The organism is Serratia sp. Z4 (assembly GCF_009900725.1).
Classification (GTDB): Bacteria; Pseudomonadota; Gammaproteobacteria; order Enterobacterales; family Enterobacteriaceae; genus Serratia; species Serratia nematodiphila.
This window is the reverse complement of sequence record NZ_JAAABD010000001.1, coordinates 1,146,198-1,163,607: the sequence shown is the minus strand read 5'-3', so window position 1 is coordinate 1,163,607 and position 17,410 is coordinate 1,146,198. Positions and strand designations below refer to the sequence as shown.

Below are 17,410 nucleotides of genomic sequence, written 5' to 3'. Positions count from 1 at the left end.
GCGGGCTTCAAGGCTTATTTCTTGTTTTTATCGGCGAATTGCTGGTAATTGGCCTGGGTGATCAGCTGGTAAGGGATCAGCACGTTGCTCTCCACTTTCTCGCCTTTCACCAGTTGAACGGCGGTCTGCACCGCACCCTCGCCCTGGCCTTTGGCGTCCTGGAACACGCTCAGCGCCAGATCGCCTTTTCTGATGAATTCCAGCGCATCGGGCGTGCCATCCACGCCGGCCACCCGCACGCCGGACTTTTTAGCCTGCTTGAGCGCCAGGATGGCGCCGATGGCCATTTCGTCGTTGTTGGAAGCGATAGCGTCGATCTGCTGGCCGGTCAGCACCCAGTCAGTGGTGATATCCACCGCATCTTTACGCGTCCACTTGGCGGTTTGCTTATCGACAATCTTGATACCGGGATAGTTGGCCGCCACCTCTTCCACGCCGCGGGTGCGGTCACGGGTCGATTCATTCGACAGTTCCCCCATCAGGATCATCACGTTGCCCTTGCCGTTCATCAGCTTGGCCAACGCTTCCATCTGCAGTTTGCCGGCCAGCTTGGAATCGGAGCCGACGTAGGCCATGCCGGCCGGGAGCGTCACTTCCGGCTTGCGGTTGACGAACACCAGCGGGATCTTGGCGTTCTCGGCCAGTTTGATCATCGGCTTGACGCCCTGGGTATCCACCGGGTTGAGGATGATGGCGTCGACGCCCTGGCTGACGAAGTTTTCGATTTGTTGAATTTGCTGCGCGATGTCGCCCTTGGCGTCTTCGAACTGGCCGCTGACGTTGCCGTCGGCCTTCATTTTGCTTTGCATCGACTGGCGCAGAATGGTGAGGAAGTTGTCATCGAAGTAAGCCATGGAAACGCCGATCTTGATGTCTTTCGCCAACACGCTGGCCGGCAGCATGCACATCAGTACCGAGGCGGCGATCAATTTCTTCAGCTTCATGTTCGTTACCCTTTAATCGTTAGAATGAAGAGGTCTGTTGGTTGACAGCTAATGAAAAATATTTTTTACATTCAAACAACAATACGGTCGGTGTTATCCCTTTGATACGGCGAAATTACCGCGTTATCGCCGTATTAAGGCCGTGAACAAAATGGTGATCGATATCTCAAAACAGATTAAAAACAATCAATTGAAATAAACCCCTGGTGGAGCAAGTCGCGTCCTCGCCGCTTTTTAAATGTTTATTTCATAATTTAGACTATTGAAACTTTTTAACCCAAACAAGCGAAACATGCGTTTTGGAATGGCTTATTAACAAAAACATGACACGGATCTAACAAATGAAATGAAAGCCGCCCGCGAGCGTTCCCCTTTCGTGCGCCGGCAAAAACTGCGAGCGGGCGCGCAGTTTGCGGTTTCCGCGTTTCCCGACCATCCTTACTCGGCAATAATGGACATATCCCTATCTCAGGAGGACCTGACATGCAGCTCAGCAGTAAGGTGCGGATGAACCGCCTGTTCAACAACGGCAAGTGCCTGGATGTGGCGATCGATCACGGCATCGCCAACGAACCGGATTTTTTAATCGGGCTGGAAGATATCGAACGGGTGATGGGCAACCTGATCGCCGCGCGCCCCGACGCGATTCAGGTCAACTACGGGCAGGCGGATCTGCTGCAGCGCGCGCCGCAGCGCGAAAAACCGGCGCTGGTGATGCGCACCGACGTCGGCAACGCCTATAACGCCGCACGCCACCGCGAAATGTGGGCGGTGCTGCACAACCCGGAAGCGCCGATCCTGGCCGCGCTGCAAATGGACGCCGCCGCGGTGGTGGTCAACCTCTATATGATCCCGGATGAACCCGGCATTTTCCGTCAGTGCGTAGAAAACATCGGCCGCCTTCGCCACGCCTGCGATCGCTACGCCATGCCGCTGATGATCGAACCGCTGGTGATGGCCCCGGCCGGCCAGGGCGCCGCCTACGGATCGCTGGGTGACGTGGAGAAGATCGTGCCGCTGGTGCGGCTGGCGCGCGAGCTGGGCGCCGACATCATCAAGGCCGATCCGACCGATCGGGTGGAAGATTTCCACCGCGTGGTGGAAGCGGCGCGCTGCCCGACGCTGGTGCGCGGCGGCGGCAAGGGAGAGCTGGGCCCGGTGCTGGAGAAATCCGCCGCGCTGATGGCCCAGGGCGCCTCCGGCATGGTCTATGGTCGCAACGTCTATCAACACAGTAATCCGTCGCAGGTGGTGCGCGCTCTGATGGCGATCATCCATCAAGGCGCCAGCGGCCAACAGGCGCTGGAGATCTACCACCAGCAGTAACCCGCTTTTGTAACTAAAATAACCCCTCCACACCCCGGCAGCGTGCTATAACCTGCTGCCGGTAACTGCAGCTTGCCGCATTCCTCGCTAGAATACGCCGTGATATCGCCATTCGGAGAACCGCCATGCCAAAACAACGGGTGCCGCTCAAGCTGAGCACCTCCATCACGCTGATGGTGTCCGCCATCATCGCTTCGGTGCTGCTGGTGGTATTCGCGCTGTTTTTCGTGCAGATGAGCCGCGAGGGGCAAGATCAGCTGCAGCAAAAAGCCATCGCCGTCGCCAACACGCTGGCGCTCTCCAACACCGTGATCGACGGCCTGCAGCGGCGCGATCACAGCGGCGCCATTCAGCGCTTCGCCGAGCAGGTGCGCCATCAAAACGAGCTGCTGTTCGTGGTGGTGGTGGATATGCAGGGCATCCGCTATTCGCACCCTAAACCCTGGCTGATCGGCAAGCATTTTATCGGCGACGATTTGGCGCCCGCGCTGCAAGGCAACGTCAACAGCGCCATCAACCGCGGCACGCTGGCTCCGGCGCTGCGGGTGTTCGTGCCGGTGTATGACGATCAGAAAAAACAAATCGGCGTGGTGGCGCTCGGCATCGCGCTGGACACCGTGCAGCGGGTGGTGGCGGAAAGCCGATGGATCATCTATTGGACCATCGCCTTCGCCGCCCTGGTCGGCAGCCTGGGCACCTTTTTCCTGGTCTCTGCGCTCAAACGCATCATGCTGGGTTTCGAGCCTTACGAAATCTCCAACCTGTTCGAACAGCGCAACGCCATGCTGCAATCGATTAAAGAAGGCGTGATCGCGGTCGATAATGAATCCCGCATCACCATCGTCAATGACGAAGCCAAGCGCCTGCTGCGCCAGAGCGGGCCGGTGGAAAACCTGCTGCTGGAAGCCGCCAGCAAACATTGGCCGGCGCAGCTGCATCTGGCGGAGGTGCTGGCCAGCGGCGAACCGCTGCGCGATCGGCAGATCAGCTTCAACGGCAGCGAACTGCTGACCAATACCGTGCCGGTGATCGTCAACGGCCAGGTGACCGGCGCCATCGCCACCTTCCGCGACAAGACCGAGATCAGCCGCCTGCTGCAGCGGCTGAGCGGCATGGCGCACTACGCCGACGCCCTGCGGGTGCAGTCGCACGAATTTATGAACAAGCTGCATGTGATACTCGGCATGCTGCATATGAAGGCCTATCAGCAGTTGGAAAACTACATCATCAACACCGCCAGCAACTATCAGGAAGAGATCGGCGCGCTGCTGCGCAAGATCCATTCGCCGGAGGTGGCGGGCTTCTTCATCGGCAAGATCAGCCGCGCCCACGAGGCCGGCATCGAACTGACCATCGAGGAAAACAGCCTGCTGCCGGAAACCGACGATGCGGAAACCACCCACGTGCTGATCAGCGTGCTCGGCAACCTGATCGAAAACGCCATCGACGCCATCGACGGCGTTGAGGGCCACGAGATCGGCCTGAGCTTCCATCATCACGACGATCAATTACACTGTATCGTCAGCGACGACGGCCCCGGCATAGATCCGGCGATCGGCGCGCGCATCTTCGAACACGGATTTTCCACCAAGGGAACGGGACGCGGCATCGGCCTGGCGCTGATCCGCAGCCATCTGGAGAAACTGGGCGGCAGCATCGATTTCGAATCCGAACCGGGCGAGCTGACCCAATTTTTCGTGCACCTTCCCTATCAGGCCAAGAGCAGAGCCCATGATTAACGTACTGATTGTCGACGACGACCCGATGGTGGCGGAGCTGAATAAATACTACCTGAGCCAGGTCGGCGGTTTTCACTGCCAGGCGACGGTCGCGACCCTGAGCCAGGCGCGTGCCCTGCTGGCCGACGCCAGCGTCAGCATCGATCTGGTGTTGCTGGATATTTACATGCAGCAGGAGAACGGGCTGGATCTGCTGCCCGGCCTGCGCGAACTCGGCGAAAAGACCGATGTGATCATCATCTCCTCCGCCAGCGACGTGAACACGGTGCAAAAAGCGCTGCACTACGGCGTGGTGGATTATCTGATCAAGCCGTTCCAGTTCAGCCGCTTCAAGGAGGCGCTGAGCCACTACCGGCAGCAGTCACAGCTCTTGGCGCAACGCGAGTTTTCGCAGGCCGACGTCGACAGCCTGTTGCGCCGCCAGCCCGGCGGCCAGGAGAGCAAAAAGCTGCCGAAGGGCCTGACCAGCATCACCCTGAGCACGGTGTGCGAGTGGATCGAGCAACAGCACGACAGCGAATTCTCTACCGACAATCTGGCCAACGCCATTGGCATTTCGCGGGTGTCCTGCCGCAAGTACCTCATCTATCTGGCGGAAAGCGGTATCCTCGGCACCCGTATTCTGTACGGCGCCACCGGCCGGCCGGTCTATCTGTATCAGCTGAAACCGGACGCGATCGCCATGCTGAAAGAGCATTGCCGCCCGGCCTAAACGACGTCGGGCGCAGAAAGCGCCCGGACGTTAAAGGTTAGAAGTTGTGCATGTAACACTTCGCCTCGGGATGAGGATCTTTCGAGTGTCTGCGCAGGCAGCGCTGCTTTTTCTGCTGCTGTTCCAGGTTCCGCTGCTGCCGCTCGGCGGTCTCAGCGGCTTCGCGCTGCTGTTCGCGTGCAATCGCCTGCTCGTTGGCCAGCGTCAGGTTATCGACATTCCACACCTTGTGGCGCAATGCGTCGCGCTTTTTCTGGTACTCCTCGGTGACCTTACTGTCCTTCGGCGCCGCCGCATGGTATTCCAGATCCACCCGCGCCTGCGCGAAGCTGGAACAACACAGGGCCACGCCGGCCAACACGATCCTTTTCATCAATGACTCCTTTTACATTACATCGCTTGACTCTGCGCGCACGCCGGCTCAGCAACCGTTCGGCGATGCCGTCGGCTTTTCCTCTGAACGGGAGACGCGCTGCCCGCCGGTGACGGGCGCTTTGCCGGGCTCGATAGCGCACTCCGCCAACCGCGCCAGCTCTTCCGCATCGCGCTCTGTCGGCGGCGCTTCCTCGCTCATTTCCTGCCGCAGATCCTGCGCCAGCGCTTTCAGGCGCTTTTGAAACAGCACCGGCGACACTCCTTCGCACGGCCTGTCGTAGCGCGCTGCGCCGGCGCTTTGGCTTAGCGGCGGCAACAGCAAGAGAAAGATCGCGGCCATGTTCTTCGTCATGGGCAACTCCTTTGATTACGCCGAAATAAACCGGCGGTTCCCTATAAGGAAAACGAATTGTCTGCTAACGCAATGAATGGTCAAGCCACGGCAGAATAACGCAGGAAAGGTAAACCCTCCGACAATATCGGCAGAATGCGCGCATTAATTTGGCTGAATATATTTAGCGGTTTAACGATCGAATATTTTCGCCCCATCTAACGTGCCGCCAATACCGATATTACCTTCATGCAATACCGACGAGGCAGACTCACCCGCCATGATGCGTTGCCGCTGTTCCCGCGTGGCCGGCTGAGGCTGAGACCAGTCCGGGGACGTCGACGTTGGCTGGATCGCGCTGCAGCCGCCCAACAAAAACAACGATACCGTGGCACAATAACGCCATGTCATGGTTTTCTCCTTAAAGGAAATAAAATACCCGCAGCCGGCGGCAAGGGTAAATAAAAAATGACTTTCTTTAGTTTAATAACCGCCGTTATTTCACCATCCGACTGCCGATGTTAACCACCCGGTTCCTCTGTTAACCCGAAATAAACATTTTCGCTTAGCCACCCGATAATTCGCAGGCAATAAAAAAGGCCGGGCTAACCCGACCTTGTTTGACCGCTCGACGCGCTTAGACCAGCTCGATCACATCGAAATTGGCTTCGCCGCTCAGATCGGCGTCGTAGTCAACGCCCTGCAGACCGAAGCCGAACAGGCGCAGGAATTCCGCCTTGTAGCCCTGGTAATCCGTCAGTTCGTTGATGTTGCTGTCGTTCAGCTGCTGCCAGATTTTACGGCAGGTTTCCTGCACTTCGTCACGCAGTTCCCAGTCATCCAGGCGCAGACGGTGTTTCTCGTCGGTATCCGGCGCCGCACCGCTGTACAGCTTGGTGGCGAACAGACGCTGGATCTGCTCGATGCAGCCTTCGTGAATGCCCTGCTCCTTCATGATTTTGAACACGATAGAGATATACAACGGCATCACCGGAATGGCGGAGGAAGCCTGAGTCACTACCGACTTGAGCACCGCAACGTAAGCCGCGCCGCCTTTGGCCTGCAGCTTCTGGTTGATGGCGTGCGCTGCGCGATCCAGATCTTCTTTCGCCTTGCCCAGCGTACCGTGCCAGTAAATTGGCCAGGTCAGATCGGTACCGATGTAGGAGTAAGCGACCGACTGCGCGTTATCCGCCAGCACGCCCGCTTCGTCCAGCGCGTCCATCCACAGCTGCCAGTCCTGGCCGCCCATCACCTTCACGGTGTCGGCGATTTCTTGCTCGTTGGCCGGCTCGACCACGGCTTCAACCAGCACGTCTTTGTTGGTGTCCAGCGCGACGGATTTGTATGGCTCGCCGATCGGCTTCAGTGCGGAACGCACCACTTCGCCGGTTTCCGGCATCTTACGCACCGGCGAAGCCAGCGAGTAAACCACCAGGTCAACCTGACCCAGGTCTTTTTTGATCAGATCGATCACGGTCTGACGGCACTCGTTGGAAAATGCGTCGCCGTTGATGCTTTTCGCGTACAGGCCTTCTTCTTTAGCTGCCTTGTCGAAACCGGCGGAGTTGTACCAACCGGCGGAACCGGTTTTGCCTTCGCTGCCAGGCTTCTCGAAAAATACGCCGATGGTGGCCGCACCGCTGCCGAAAGCGGCATTGATGCGCGAGGCCAGACCGTAACCGGTGGATGCACCAATGACCAGCACCTTTTTAGGCCCGTTTTTCAGTTCGCCGCGTGACTTAACGTAGGCGATTTGCTCACGGACGTTGGCTTCACAGCCTGCCGGGTGAGCGGTGGTGCAGATAAAACCACGAATTTTAGGTTTGATAATCATAGTAATTTTTTCTTGGTAGCTAAAAACCGAAGGACAATATACCTGATTTTCTCGATATACTTAAGAAAGTGCGAAAACAAGCGCAGTGAACAGACCAGTCGGGGCCGCCCCCCCGCGCCAGTGAAGGAGCCGTACCGGGTGAATGCCATTCCCAAAATACATGCCGATGAGGCCGAGATTTCCCTCCCCCATGTCCGAGCCATGCTCGCCGAACAATTCCCGGCCTGGGCGGCGTTGCCCATCGAACTCGTCACCACCGGCGGTACCGACAACGTGATGCTGCGGCTAGGCGACGAGCTGTTGATTCGTCTGCCGCGTACCGCCTCGGCGGCCGAAGCGCTGGCGCGCGAGAACCGCTACCCCGCGTTGCTGGCACCTCATCTGCCAGTGACGATTTCCGCGCCCTTGGCCCAGGGTAAGCCGAACGTCCACTATCCTTTCGCTTGGAGCATCGGCCGCTGGATCACCGGCCGCACGCCCACCTGCGGCGAGTGCAGCCCGCTGCTGGCGACGCAATTGGGTGAGTTCGTGCGCGCACTCCACGCCATCCCAACCGCAGGCTACGCGATCAGCGCTTATCGCGGCGGCCCGGTCAGCGCCAGAGATGCCCTCACTCGCGAATCTATTGCCCAGTGCGCCCCTCACCTCGACGCTGCCGCCCTACTGCAAGCATGGGACAGCGTGAGCCAGGTGAGTGAAAACACCGGCGGCGCATGCTGGCTGCATACGGACATTCAACCCGGCAATGTGCTGATCGACAACGGTGAGTTGGCGGCGGTGATCGACTGGGGCGGTATCGCCATCGGCGATCCTGCGGTCGATATGATAGTTGCCTGGAACCTGATGGGAGCGGAAGCCCGCGAACATTTCCGCCAGGCGGTGAAAGTGGACGATGAGACCTGGCGGCGCGGCCGCGCCTGGGCGCTGTCGATTGGCGTTATCGCTTACATCTACTATGTCGATAAGGAGCCTTCACTCACGCGCACATCACGCTACCAGCTGGAGCAGGTCGCGGCGGAGATGGGGTTGACGCTATAAAACAGCAGGACGGGCGCACTTCGCCCGGCCTGATAATCATTACGCCTTGTTTTTTTCCAGCTGCTCGATCAGCGTGTAACGCAGCGATGAGGCGTCGGCCGGTACGTTCTCAACCGGGGTGACGCGCACTTTCAATCGATACTGATAGCCAGGTTCGAAGGTGAAGCCCTCGATGCCGGTATAGAACAACTCCCACGGCTGCTGCGCGGAGCGGCGCACCTGCATGCACTTCATCGGGCCGACGCCCACGCAGTCCACCAGCGCGCTGTTGACCAGCAACACTTCCGTTTGGCCGCCTTTCTCGTTTGCGGGCTGATTCATCGAGGTTCCCTCCTGGCTGCAGCCGGCCAGCGCGGCCAACGCAACAAATAACAACGCTTTAATTTTCAATGTACTGCACCAATAGTCATCCAGGGGCGCCATGCTAACAAATTAACCGACCCAAGAGAACAGATAGCGCTACGGTTCCACACGCCCCAAATATCATTCCTCTGTGCTCTATCAGTCTGGAAAATATCGCAAAATAAACCCCCTGTTCTTATCCGAACCGGTAATTACCCCCGCTATTTTTTCTGTTAAAAACAGCTGGCTTGCGCAAGCTTTACTGAATTTAACTGAATCGATAAAGAGGGAATTTTATGCAAGAGATCGATGCCAAACACTTTCACCTGATCGCCGGTGCCGGTAACTTTGCCGACAACCGCGGCAGCAATGGCCGCGTCAACAACAACGGCGGCAACAAGAACGGGGGCGGGTCATCCAATCAGGGATTCTACGGCAAGCACACCTCGCCGGATTGCGTTAACGGCGTGATCACCGGTTCTCTGGGCGGCCTTGGCGGCCTGGCTGTGGGCGCGCTCAACGGCGGCTGCTTCAAGGAGGGCAGCAAAGGCGGCGGCAACGTCGGCATGGGGAAAGGCGGCAACAAAAACAGCGGCAGCAGCTGCAATAACAATAGCAATAAAGGCGGCAATACCTGTTCGCGCTAAGCGGTTTTAATTAATCAAAGCCCCGGCTGAGCCTCTCCGTTCGGTCGGTGCTTTCCGTATTTTTGGTGATAACCATGTTTAAACTGTTTCGTACCTTATGCCTGCTGCTCAGCTTCTGGATCGCCACCCTGCTGCTCAGCGGCGCGGGGGTCTCCTTTACCCACGGCTACGCCGCGCCTAAAAATCTGTCGCATTTCGTCGTCTCGCTGGTGGTGGTTGGCGCCATCCTGCTGTGGACCCATAAATTGCTGCGGTTCTTTTTTGCCGAGAAATTTGAGAAGAAACCGCGTTAAGCCGTGTTCTCGTTGGGGGCGCCGCCCGCAACGATAAAACCGGCATCGCGAATCGCCGCCTTAACCTGCCTGGCGTCCATCACGGCCGTTTTCACATAGCCAAAAAAGGCCACCCGTGCGCCGGGCAAACGGACTGGCGTCGCCAGTTGGGCCATAAGCTCACGATTGCGCTGCGCCATCAGCTCGGCGCGCGCCTGCCAAAAGGCGGCCGGTTCGGAGGGGGCTTCAGTGGCGGTTTCGAACTGAGACGCCAACTCGCTTAGCGCCTCCCACTCCGCCAACAGGGCGGCAACCACTTCAGGATTAGCCACCTGCCCCCAGTCAGAGGGTAAGGCCCCCTCACGCCACGCATTGAGATAGCCGGGCAACATCATCTTTAATTGACTCAGTTGCTCGTTCACTGCGGGTTACCTTTTATAGCGCCTGATGCCGGGATATTTCCCATAATGACACTCTCGTTAAACCGTTGATGGGAGCAATGGCCGAAGCTTATCAGCGCCATAGATGACGTAATGACTTTTAGTGCTGCTAAATTAGCGATAGGTGCGGGTGGGATAGGGGCAGAAAAACGCCCCTAAGATAAATAAGTGGCAGTAATCTTAGCATCGCACAGCATGCCTGCGGGGGGAATAACCTATTATTTAAGGCTGCCATATGTTGAAATTTTGGCATAACCCCCCCCACCCAAGCGGTGGTAAGGCTAACGCAATATATTTATCCTGTACGCATTACTCCTGAGAGAACCGTTTTCAAATACTCATATTTTTGCATGAAACCACCCCGACCGATCCTGCCATCATCAACACCAACCATAATCCCCAGGTCCGCCCCCGAAAAACTGTGGCCACCAATATCCGCACGAGCCATAGTGTAAGAATTTCCTGAGTCTGACGATATGATATCGTAGTAGCAAGCCGCACTATTTTTAAGCAGAGTACCGAATGAGTTTTTAGCTTCGTAGTCTATATAAACTTCTGCAAGTTTATACTGTAATTGACCACCTTCAATGAAGCGCCGCAAGCGAGCTTTTGATTCATCACCAAACTTAGCGGCTATATCACTCGCACTGGCCTCTTTAACTAGAACGACTGACTCACCAAGAATATAAGAGCTTGGCGATTTCATCCTGTCCTTCGTTAAATTACTGCAAACCGAAACCATACTCACTTTTTCTGCTTTTTCACTGGGCACCGATAAAATCATAATGACAGGAACAAGCACTACTCCCCCAAGAACCACACTCCATATCTTTCCCTTCTTCATATTCCATCCTCAAAAATAACAAGTCGTCATATGTTAACAGAGAGTACAACTATGGCAAAGCAAAGCATCCTTTTCTGACTAATAATTTCTCTCTGAACTCAATAACCTAATGCGTGGTTTTTAATCAATCCGAATGATGATATATGATATCGTATCTGTGCTTTTTCCTCAGTGGTGCTATCTTTCGTATTGTTCCACAACAAGTTTGATATTTCCTTTTCTGATACCAATGGCTTTGGTACAGGTTCGGAAATTACCTTCTATATTATTCAAGCCCCGACGCATCATTCTTTTCCCAGCCGCGGAGTGTAACGTTGTCATTGCATCTGTAACATCGAAAATACAATCAACCGTTTGCTTCAAAAATTTAAATTCCATCTACTGCCATCCATACATTGATGTTGAAATGTCCCCCAAAAAAACACAATAATTAATTTCACTCTCATATAAATACAAAGACCTCAATATTATTAAGATAGTCGATACAGTATCGGCTCATAGAAAGTTAAATGTTGAGCTTTTTCGAGATTCTGCGTCCGATACCCCAAACCTCCTCTACAGGCGCTAGCCCCATCAATTTGCGCTGGCGCCCTTCGTTTGACAAATCCACCACCCCGCCGGTCTTTTCCCACTTCTTCGCCGCGAAGTTTGCCAGCTTGGCCAACGTCTTGGTTTGGGCCATGCCAACACCCACCGTTAGCCCTGTGTTGCGCAGTACCTTCGCTCTTACCTGGCGACCGAAAGTCTCAAGATCAATGCAATTACGAACGCCAGTCAGATCGAGGAAACTTTCGTCAATTGAATACACTTCTACACGTGGCACCATCTCTTCTAAAACAACCATCACACGCTGAGACATATCTGCGTATAGCTCATAATTGCCGCTGAACGCGATGCCCCCTGCGCGCTCAAATTCCCGCTTAATCTTGAAATAAGGTTCTCCCATCTTTAAGCCTAACGCCTTCGCCTCCTTGTTCCTGGCTACGGCGCAGCCGTCGTTGTTCGACAGAACGACGACAGGACGCCCTCGCAGATCTGGACGCCATAACGTAAAGAAAGATAGCTTTGATGAATAGCCGGGTTCCCTCCAGGCGACAACTCACGACGGTAGTTCCACCTTCAACGCGTTGAATCGCGCATAGCGCGCGTTTTCGCGTCCACAGATAGAACACTGGGCTGATGTTTATCGCGACATTATCCCTTGAGATATCAGTCTGAGAGGAGCGCCAGAACCCAACTATCAGGTGGCGTGAGGCAACGCTGACGGACGGCGTGCTGGGAGTCATACGTTGTTACTACAGTACGTCACCATGCCCTAACGATGGTGATTGTGCTTACTTATCATCTTGATGGGCTAGAAAATTTTGCCATCAATATCATGCGATGGCAGAATATAGCAAACCAACATTTAAGAATTTTACGCATTGAATACTTTTATACGTTATGCATCTGTAGGGGTAATGAATACCCTGGCTCACTGGGCTGTTTTTGGGCTCATGCTCTTTAGCGGTTTCTCACAATCAGTTTCAAATGTTGTCGCTTTTGGCATCGCTGTAACCGTTTCGTTCTTTGCTAACGCCAAGTGGACGTTCAAGGCTCAAGCTACAACTTACCGCTATATGGTGTATGTGTTGTTTATGGGAGGTATGGCATTCTCTGTCGGTTGGGCAGCAGATACGCTACATGCAAACCCAATTGTAACTCTCGTTACTTTTTCAGTGATCAGCCTAATCTGTGGCTTCATTTATTCTAAGTTAGTTGTCTTCAGGGAAGATAAATGAAAATTTCACTTGTAGTTCCCGTATTCAACGAGGAAGAAGCAATTCCTCTATTCTACCAATCTGTGCGTCAGTTCAAACCTTTTCAGCATATAGATGTAGAGATCGTTTTCGTCAACGATGGTAGCTCAGATAGAACGGAAGAAATACTGTCTTCCTTATCTAATGATGATCAAAATGTTAAATCGATAAATTTTTCCAGGAATTTCGGGAAAGAACCTGCATTATTTGCTGGTTTGGAAGCCGCTACCGGCGATGCTATTATCCCAATTGACGTTGACCTTCAAGATCCAATTGATGTTATCCCACTATTATTAAATAAGTGGCAAGATGGTGCAGATGTGGTGTTGGCTAAACGTATGGATAGGCAATGCGATGGCCGAATGAAGAGAAAAACAGCAGAATGGTTTTATCGAATACACAATAAAATAAGTAAACCGGCCATAGAAGAGAATGTAGGTGATTTTAGGCTGATGACCAGGGAAGTGGTAGAAAGCATTAAATTACTTCCAGAGAGAAACCTATTTATGAAAGGTATCCTTAGCTGGGTTGGCGGAAATGTTGAAATTGTTGAATACTCTAGAGCTGAGCGAGTCGCAGGAACCAGCAAATTTAATGGCTGGAAGCTTTGGAATTTGGCAATAGAGGGAATTACAAGTTTTTCCACCTTCCCTCTTCGTGTTTGGGCTTACATTGGATTTTTTGTTGCTGCAATTTCCTTCATGTATGGCGCATGGATGATCATAGATAAGGTTATTTGGGGCAACCCGGTAGCTGGCTACCCTTCAATTATTGTTTCCATTCTTTTCCTTGGCGGTGTACAGCTTATAGGAATCGGAGTGCTTGGGGAATACATTGGTAGAATATACATTGAGACCAAACGTCGCCCACGCTATATAATAAAGAAGTGAGATGAGAATTAAAATGTTTTGTAAAATCGACAAAAAAGCACTGCTCCTTTACTCAGGGATTGCTCTTCTTTTTATTTATCCATTAATCCAAGCTGGTATTTTTTATAGGGATGATCTAGATAGAACCATAACTGGTCAGTATGGATGGAGAGGATTAGGTCGGCCTGTTGCAGATATTCTCATGAAAGTTTTATCCGCCAGTGGCCACTATAACCTTGATCTATACCCCTATACTATGATTGCTTCCTGCTTGTTTATCGGTGGGGCATCGCTTTTACTTAGCGACCATTTATCGAGGTTAGAAATTCCTTCACACAAATTAGTTGCGGCTCTTCTAATTTTTAATCCATTCATGCTGCAAAATATCGCTTACAGATATGACTCTTTAGGCATGTCCATTGCTTTTTTCCTAGCGGTTATGGCTTATACCTATACAGCCAGTAATCCTACCAGACAAACTTTAGTAAAACTGTTCGCTGGCGTACTATCTTTAACCATATACCAACCATGTGCAAATGTATTTATTGGTTTACTTGCTGTAGACGTAATGATCGCAGCAGTAAAAAATGACTGTAAAGCCACTGACATTATAAAAAGAATACTTAACAAAACGGCTTTATTCGTCTCTTTTTACATGGTTTACATGTTATTCTTTGCTGCAAAAAGTAATTCACGCGCAGAGATCATATCAGCTAATACTGAAGGGCTAGAGCATTTAGCCTCTACGCTTAGTTCATTAAAAAACATGGTGCTATCATATTTCCATGGCCCAGTTTATATTTATTTTTTGATTCCAGTTGTTGCTGGCTTGATTTTCATGTTGTTTGCAAATCGCCATAAGAAAAAATCTATATTATCATTCAGTCTTTATTGGGTTATTTCCCTATTTATATTTTTAGTTTCACTGATGGGGCCAACGATATTTATTAAAGATGCTCCGGTATTCCCGAGGACTTTGGTTTCCTTCTCAGCGTGTCTTGTTTTAATTTCGATCCCCATTGTTTGTTTTTTACCAAAACTGAAATATTTATCACTAATTCCTGTTATTACAGCAATTGCATTCAGCGCACAACTAGGCAGTGCCATTAAATCACAGCGCGAGTATGAAGATTTTATTTTTAACATGATCAGTCGTGACTTGCTCACTCATAATGAAATTACCACCATCGGAACAGTTGGCCAGGTCAATATAAATGAAAGGGCTAAATTGTTAATGGACAACAAACCATTAATAGGCTATTTCCTTAGCCCTGCATCTGAGTTTTTAGCCTCTTTTCAACTAATTAATAAAGGATTTCCGCAGACACTACATGGTTACGGAGATGAGCAAAGCAATAAAAATGCGCTTTCTCGTATGATCAGCAGTGGCATTAAGCCAATCTCAACTAATAAGGAATACTCTCTGTTCATTTCTGATAATACAGCCATTGTATCATTGGGAACGAATAATAATTGATCTATTCAGCCCTCTGCCCTGAGGGCTTTATTTTTCGGTTCCGGCCACACGATCTTTCAGGAGCTGCGTCTTCGCTAATTTTCTCGACCTCGTTAAGGTAGTCTATCCATATCCACAATTTGGCTTTATCTTCATCGGTGGCCATACCCAATAGCAACTTATTATTTAGGGCTGCGTAACCTGATTCACACGCGCAATACGACGTTCTTTCTCCCCCAGCACCATCTTGAGTTTTTTAGCAGGGCAAGAGCCAAACTACGCTGCATCAAAGTTACTGACTGCAAAATACCTCGTTGATGGCATACCGTCGCACGGCAGGTTCGATTTAATGGCAGGCCAAGCGGCGCATGACGTCTTTTTCATGTGGGGGTAACCTTGCCGCGCATTTTTGTATTTCGCGGTGTATGACCGTCACGTTCTAGTGGGCTGCCTGCAGATTGAGTAAGGTAAAACGGGGGCTATGATTTTCCCTCCCCCTTGACCTGCAGCTGAAATGCATGGGGGTTCTTGGCGCCATGATTGACCGCTGTCGGTTGGTTAACACAACAGATTTTATGATTACACAAAAACAGCCCTGATGGCTCATTACATCCGGACAGGCTAACGAAAAAATTTGTTGCCGCGCGGAAGGCTTCAGGTTTGTCCTTCGAGGAAAGTCCGCCGACCTGTCACGAGGTCCGCAGTTTGGCTGTCCGGCTGTATGAGAAGGAAAGAGGGAAAGATTTTGCGCAAAAACTGCTGGGGCATTCATCAGAAACGATGACGTTGAAATATCTCAACACGAGGGGGAAAGAGTACGTAATGCTGTAAAAGACCGAATATCAAAATTCGAGTAAATTTCGAGTAATTTCGATTTTTCAGAAAAAACACTTATAAATCAATCACACAAAAAAAGACCGAATACGATTCCTATATTCGGTCTAGGGAAATGGCTCTTGGGAGAGAGCCGTGCGCTAAAAGTTGGCATTTAATGCAGGGCTTGTTCAGCCGTGCACTTTAAGAGTAGCCTACCGCGCCAGTTTTGCCAGCCGCCCGGCGGCCGCGTGATAGTTTCGTGACGAAATAACTATGCGGCAAATGCGCATCAATCTGCGCACGCTGGGCAAGGCGTTGGCAAACAAGCGGTTAGTCAGCGCACAGCTTCTCGGCGCGCTCGATAAACGGCGCCATGCTCATTTTTTTCCCCGGTTCGGCAGGGTCGTCCAGCAGGATCACTTCCAGCGGCTGCGCGCGCTGATGGCCCTTCTTCACCTGCTGCTCCGCCGCGTCGTTGAGCGGATATTGCATCAGAGTGCTGTTATTCAGCACAAACAGCGCACCGCCGCTGCGGCACTGCAGCGTCACTTCTTCCTTGGTGAACGCCCACTGTTTGCCGTACTCCAGTTTGGTGATGTTCACCAGTTTGTCTGCCGCCAGCGCGCCGGTCGCGGTTGCCAGCAGCGTAATGCCGAGTAATACCGATTTCATGTGATGGCCTTAAGGTTGCTATTCGCGCCGATTTTCCCGCAGCTTGCCCGGTTGCGGCAAGCTGAAATGTCATACCGGCGCATAGGTTGCAAATAAACTGACCAGCAGCAGCACCGCCATCCCCAACCCGACTTCGAGCCAGCAGGCCAGCACCACGCCACGCTGCGCCAGCGCCGGTACGCGGCTCATCGCCGGCACGATGGCGTAGCGATTGGCCAGCGCCACCATCACCATCAGCGCCACCAGCGCGGTTTTGATCAGCAGCAGGCGCTGATAAGGCGAGCCGAGGTTGAGCGGCCAACCGCCGAGAATGATCAGGCTGTTGACGATGCCGGTGACGATCACCGCCACCACCGCCAGGTGCCCCCAGCGCGAGAAACGGATCAGCGTGGTGATGGCGTCGCTGCGCCATTGCGGCGGCTGCAGGTAACGCAGGCAAACCAGCAGCGGCGCCAGGCTGCCGAACCAGTAGCCTGCGGCCAGCAGGTGCACCGCATGGTTGGCTCGGTGCAGCGCGCCCAACGCGCCTTCATGCATCGCCGCGTGGCCGATGAACGCCAGGCTCACCAGCAGCAGCGCCGAGCACAGCACCAACGCATGCGCGCGCGGCCGTTCCGGCAGCAGCAGGCCCAGGATCGCCAGCAGCGTCAGGCCCAGATGCCAGCGCCACACTTCGCCGAAGGTGGTGCCGAGCACCGCCCACCAGACCTCCAGCCGCCAGGCGTCTTGCCAACCGTCGCCCATCTGCCCGGCCTGGATGGCCAGCAGCGCCACGGCGGAAAGCCCGGCAATCCAGGTGCCGGCAAGCAGCAGCGGACGCACATCGCGGGAGAGGATCGGGGAGAGGCGCTGCGGTGACAATAAGGCGGTGAACAGGCTGATGCCGAACATCAGCATCACCGCCGCAAAGTGCACCAAGCGACACAGAACGAACAGGGTCGCCAGACTCAC

21 protein-coding genes and 2 pseudogenes are annotated in these 17,410 nt (G+C 53.3%); 10 read left to right on the top strand and 13 right to left on the bottom strand.

Features of this window, described 5'->3' with window-relative positions; genetic code table 11:
• Positions 1-14 precede the first annotated feature (14 nt).
• A complete protein-coding gene (locus GT753_RS05820; protein WP_015377544.1) occupies positions 15-944 on the bottom strand; it encodes a sugar ABC transporter substrate-binding protein in 930 nt (309 codons plus the stop codon).
• A 483-nt stretch (positions 945-1,427) separates the two neighbouring features.
• Here GT753_RS05820 and GT753_RS05815 point away from each other — a divergent pair, with 483 nt between their 5' ends.
• The 3 genes from GT753_RS05815 to dcuR all read left to right on the top strand — a co-directional run bounded on the left by GT753_RS05815 (position 1,428) and on the right by dcuR (position 4,721).
• A complete protein-coding gene (locus GT753_RS05815; RefSeq protein WP_015377543.1) occupies positions 1,428-2,270 on the top strand; it encodes a class I fructose-bisphosphate aldolase in 843 nt (280 codons plus the stop codon).
• 125 nt (positions 2,271-2,395) lie between these two features.
• Positions 2,396-4,009, top strand: a complete 1,614-nt coding sequence (locus tag GT753_RS05810) for a sensor histidine kinase (RefSeq protein ID WP_004940962.1) — start codon at positions 2,396-2,398, stop codon at positions 4,007-4,009.
• Positions 4,002-4,721 (top strand): two-component system response regulator DcuR, encoded by a 720-nt coding sequence (gene dcuR, locus GT753_RS05805; protein WP_004940959.1) that lies wholly within the window; start codon positions 4,002-4,004, stop codon positions 4,719-4,721. Before GT753_RS05810 ends, dcuR begins: the two co-directional genes overlap by 8 nt.
• A gap of 37 nt (positions 4,722-4,758) precedes the next feature.
• Here dcuR and GT753_RS05800 read toward each other — a convergent pair whose 3' ends face one another.
• The 4 genes from GT753_RS05800 to fabV all read right to left on the bottom strand — a co-directional run bounded on the left by GT753_RS05800 (position 4,759) and on the right by fabV (position 7,264).
• The gene (locus tag GT753_RS05800) at positions 4,759-5,094 is read right to left on the bottom strand and encodes a hypothetical protein (RefSeq protein ID WP_004940957.1); all 336 of its coding nucleotides are present in this window, start codon (positions 5,092-5,094) and stop codon (positions 4,759-4,761) included.
• 48 nt (positions 5,095-5,142) lie between these two features.
• The gene (locus GT753_RS05795) at positions 5,143-5,448 is read right to left on the bottom strand and encodes a hypothetical protein (protein WP_004940954.1); all 306 of its coding nucleotides are present in this window, start codon (positions 5,446-5,448) and stop codon (positions 5,143-5,145) included.
• Positions 5,449-5,619: 171 nt separating this feature from the next.
• Positions 5,620-5,838: a hypothetical protein gene (locus GT753_RS05790; protein WP_021504846.1), complete on the bottom strand. Its 219-nt coding sequence runs from the start codon at positions 5,836-5,838 to the stop codon at positions 5,620-5,622.
• Between the two features lie 226 nt (positions 5,839-6,064).
• Complete coding sequence (gene fabV, locus GT753_RS05785) at positions 6,065-7,264, bottom strand: enoyl-ACP reductase FabV (RefSeq protein ID WP_021504847.1); 1,200 nt, start codon at positions 7,262-7,264, stop codon at positions 6,065-6,067.
• Between the two features lie 201 nt (positions 7,265-7,465).
• On the opposite strand from fabV, the gene GT753_RS05780 reads away from it, so the two are divergent.
• Positions 7,466-8,302 (top strand): aminoglycoside phosphotransferase family protein, encoded by an 837-nt coding sequence (locus GT753_RS05780; protein WP_075685384.1) that lies wholly within the window; start codon positions 7,466-7,468, stop codon positions 8,300-8,302.
• A gap of 39 nt (positions 8,303-8,341) precedes the next feature.
• Here GT753_RS05780 and GT753_RS05775 read toward each other — a convergent pair whose 3' ends face one another.
• Complete coding sequence (locus tag GT753_RS05775) at positions 8,342-8,692, bottom strand: DUF4377 domain-containing protein (protein ID WP_004940949.1); 351 nt, start codon at positions 8,690-8,692, stop codon at positions 8,342-8,344.
• 248 nt (positions 8,693-8,940) lie between these two features.
• Between GT753_RS05775 and GT753_RS05770 the strand changes: the two genes are divergently transcribed.
• Both GT753_RS05770 and GT753_RS05765 read left to right on the top strand, forming a co-directional pair.
• Positions 8,941-9,291 (top strand): hypothetical protein, encoded by a 351-nt coding sequence (locus tag GT753_RS05770; protein ID WP_099982658.1) that lies wholly within the window; start codon positions 8,941-8,943, stop codon positions 9,289-9,291.
• 74 nt (positions 9,292-9,365) lie between these two features.
• Positions 9,366-9,584, top strand: a complete 219-nt coding sequence (locus GT753_RS05765; protein WP_044032093.1) for a hypothetical protein — start codon at positions 9,366-9,368, stop codon at positions 9,582-9,584.
• Here the strand turns inward: GT753_RS05765 and GT753_RS05760 are convergent.
• The 4 genes and pseudogenes from GT753_RS05760 to GT753_RS05745 all read right to left on the bottom strand — a co-directional run.
• Positions 9,581-9,985, bottom strand: coding sequence for a hypothetical protein (locus GT753_RS05760; protein ID WP_160125375.1), 405 nt, complete (start codon positions 9,983-9,985; stop codon positions 9,581-9,583). The two genes, GT753_RS05765 and GT753_RS05760, sit on opposite strands and share 4 nt — an antisense overlap.
• Before the next feature lie 313 nt (positions 9,986-10,298).
• A complete protein-coding gene (locus tag GT753_RS05755; RefSeq protein ID WP_021504851.1) occupies positions 10,299-10,847 on the bottom strand; it encodes a hypothetical protein in 549 nt (182 codons plus the stop codon).
• A gap of 177 nt (positions 10,848-11,024) precedes the next feature.
• Positions 11,025-11,225 (bottom strand): hypothetical protein, encoded by a 201-nt coding sequence (locus tag GT753_RS05750; protein ID WP_160125374.1) that lies wholly within the window; start codon positions 11,223-11,225, stop codon positions 11,025-11,027.
• A 133-nt stretch (positions 11,226-11,358) separates the two neighbouring features.
• Positions 11,359-11,898 (bottom strand): annotated as a pseudogene (locus GT753_RS05745) (DNA polymerase V subunit UmuC); the annotation flags it as partial.
• Positions 11,899-12,271: 373 nt separating this feature from the next.
• On the opposite strand from GT753_RS05745, the gene GT753_RS05740 reads away from it, so the two are divergent.
• Genes GT753_RS05740 through GT753_RS05730 form a run of 3 tightly spaced genes read left to right on the top strand, consistent with a single transcriptional unit; the run spans position 12,272 to position 14,992 of the window.
• Positions 12,272-12,628 (top strand): GtrA family protein, encoded by a 357-nt coding sequence (locus tag GT753_RS05740; protein ID WP_072271515.1) that lies wholly within the window; start codon positions 12,272-12,274, stop codon positions 12,626-12,628.
• Positions 12,625-13,536, top strand: a complete 912-nt coding sequence (locus GT753_RS05735; protein ID WP_160125373.1) for a glycosyltransferase family 2 protein — start codon at positions 12,625-12,627, stop codon at positions 13,534-13,536. The genes GT753_RS05740 and GT753_RS05735 overlap by 4 nt, the downstream gene beginning before the upstream one ends.
• Position 13,537: 1 nt before the next feature.
• Complete coding sequence (locus GT753_RS05730; protein WP_230857978.1) at positions 13,538-14,992, top strand: glucosyltransferase domain-containing protein; 1,455 nt, start codon at positions 13,538-13,540, stop codon at positions 14,990-14,992.
• A gap of 1 nt (position 14,993) precedes the next feature.
• Here GT753_RS05730 and GT753_RS25955 read toward each other — a convergent pair.
• A pseudogene (locus tag GT753_RS25955) lies at positions 14,994-15,155 on the bottom strand (hypothetical protein); the annotation flags it as partial.
• A gap of 476 nt (positions 15,156-15,631) precedes the next feature.
• On the opposite strand from GT753_RS25955, the gene GT753_RS25805 reads away from it, so the two are divergent.
• Positions 15,632-15,802 carry a tyrosine-type recombinase/integrase gene (locus GT753_RS25805; RefSeq protein ID WP_021504855.1) on the top strand — a complete coding sequence of 57 codons (171 nt, stop codon included), beginning with the start codon at positions 15,632-15,634 and terminating at the stop codon, positions 15,800-15,802.
• Positions 15,803-16,117: 315 nt separating this feature from the next.
• Here the strand turns inward: GT753_RS25805 and GT753_RS05715 are convergent, their stop codons facing one another.
• Both GT753_RS05715 and copD read right to left on the bottom strand, forming a co-directional pair.
• Positions 16,118-16,459 (bottom strand): YebY family protein, encoded by a 342-nt coding sequence (locus GT753_RS05715; protein WP_004940890.1) that lies wholly within the window; start codon positions 16,457-16,459, stop codon positions 16,118-16,120.
• A gap of 69 nt (positions 16,460-16,528) precedes the next feature.
• Positions 16,529-17,410 (bottom strand): copper homeostasis membrane protein CopD, encoded by an 882-nt coding sequence (gene copD, locus GT753_RS05710; RefSeq protein WP_160125372.1) that lies wholly within the window; start codon positions 17,408-17,410, stop codon positions 16,529-16,531.

Excerpts from the sequence above, each read along its gene's own strand:
- GT753_RS05820 (WP_015377544.1), bottom strand. The coding sequence starts at position 944 with ATGAAGCTGAAGAAATTGATCGCCGCCTCGGTACTGATGTGCATGCTG.
- GT753_RS05815 (WP_015377543.1), top strand. The coding sequence starts at position 1,428 with ATGCAGCTCAGCAGTAAGGTGCGGATGAACCGCCTGTTCAACAACGGC.
- GT753_RS05810 (WP_004940962.1), top strand. The coding sequence starts at position 2,396 with ATGCCAAAACAACGGGTGCCGCTCAAGCTGAGCACCTCCATCACGCTG.
- dcuR (WP_004940959.1), top strand. The coding sequence starts at position 4,002 with ATGATTAACGTACTGATTGTCGACGACGACCCGATGGTGGCGGAGCTG.
- GT753_RS05800 (WP_004940957.1), bottom strand. The coding sequence starts at position 5,094 with ATGAAAAGGATCGTGTTGGCCGGCGTGGCCCTGTGTTGTTCCAGCTTC.
- GT753_RS05795 (WP_004940954.1), bottom strand. The coding sequence starts at position 5,448 with ATGACGAAGAACATGGCCGCGATCTTTCTCTTGCTGTTGCCGCCGCTA.
- GT753_RS05790 (WP_021504846.1), bottom strand. The coding sequence starts at position 5,838 with ATGACATGGCGTTATTGTGCCACGGTATCGTTGTTTTTGTTGGGCGGC.
- fabV (WP_021504847.1), bottom strand. The coding sequence starts at position 7,264 with ATGATTATCAAACCTAAAATTCGTGGTTTTATCTGCACCACCGCTCAC.
- GT753_RS05780 (WP_075685384.1), top strand. The coding sequence starts at position 7,466 with ATGCTCGCCGAACAATTCCCGGCCTGGGCGGCGTTGCCCATCGAACTC.
- GT753_RS05770 (WP_099982658.1), top strand. The coding sequence starts at position 8,941 with ATGCAAGAGATCGATGCCAAACACTTTCACCTGATCGCCGGTGCCGGT.
- GT753_RS05765 (WP_044032093.1), top strand. The coding sequence starts at position 9,366 with ATGTTTAAACTGTTTCGTACCTTATGCCTGCTGCTCAGCTTCTGGATC.
- GT753_RS05755 (WP_021504851.1), bottom strand. The coding sequence starts at position 10,847 with ATGAAGAAGGGAAAGATATGGAGTGTGGTTCTTGGGGGAGTAGTGCTT.
- GT753_RS05750 (WP_160125374.1), bottom strand. The coding sequence starts at position 11,225 with ATGGAATTTAAATTTTTGAAGCAAACGGTTGATTGTATTTTCGATGTT.
- GT753_RS05735 (WP_160125373.1), top strand. The coding sequence starts at position 12,625 with ATGAAAATTTCACTTGTAGTTCCCGTATTCAACGAGGAAGAAGCAATT.
- GT753_RS05730 (WP_230857978.1), top strand. The coding sequence starts at position 13,538 with ATGAGAATTAAAATGTTTTGTAAAATCGACAAAAAAGCACTGCTCCTT.
- GT753_RS05715 (WP_004940890.1), bottom strand. The coding sequence starts at position 16,459 with ATGAAATCGGTATTACTCGGCATTACGCTGCTGGCAACCGCGACCGGC.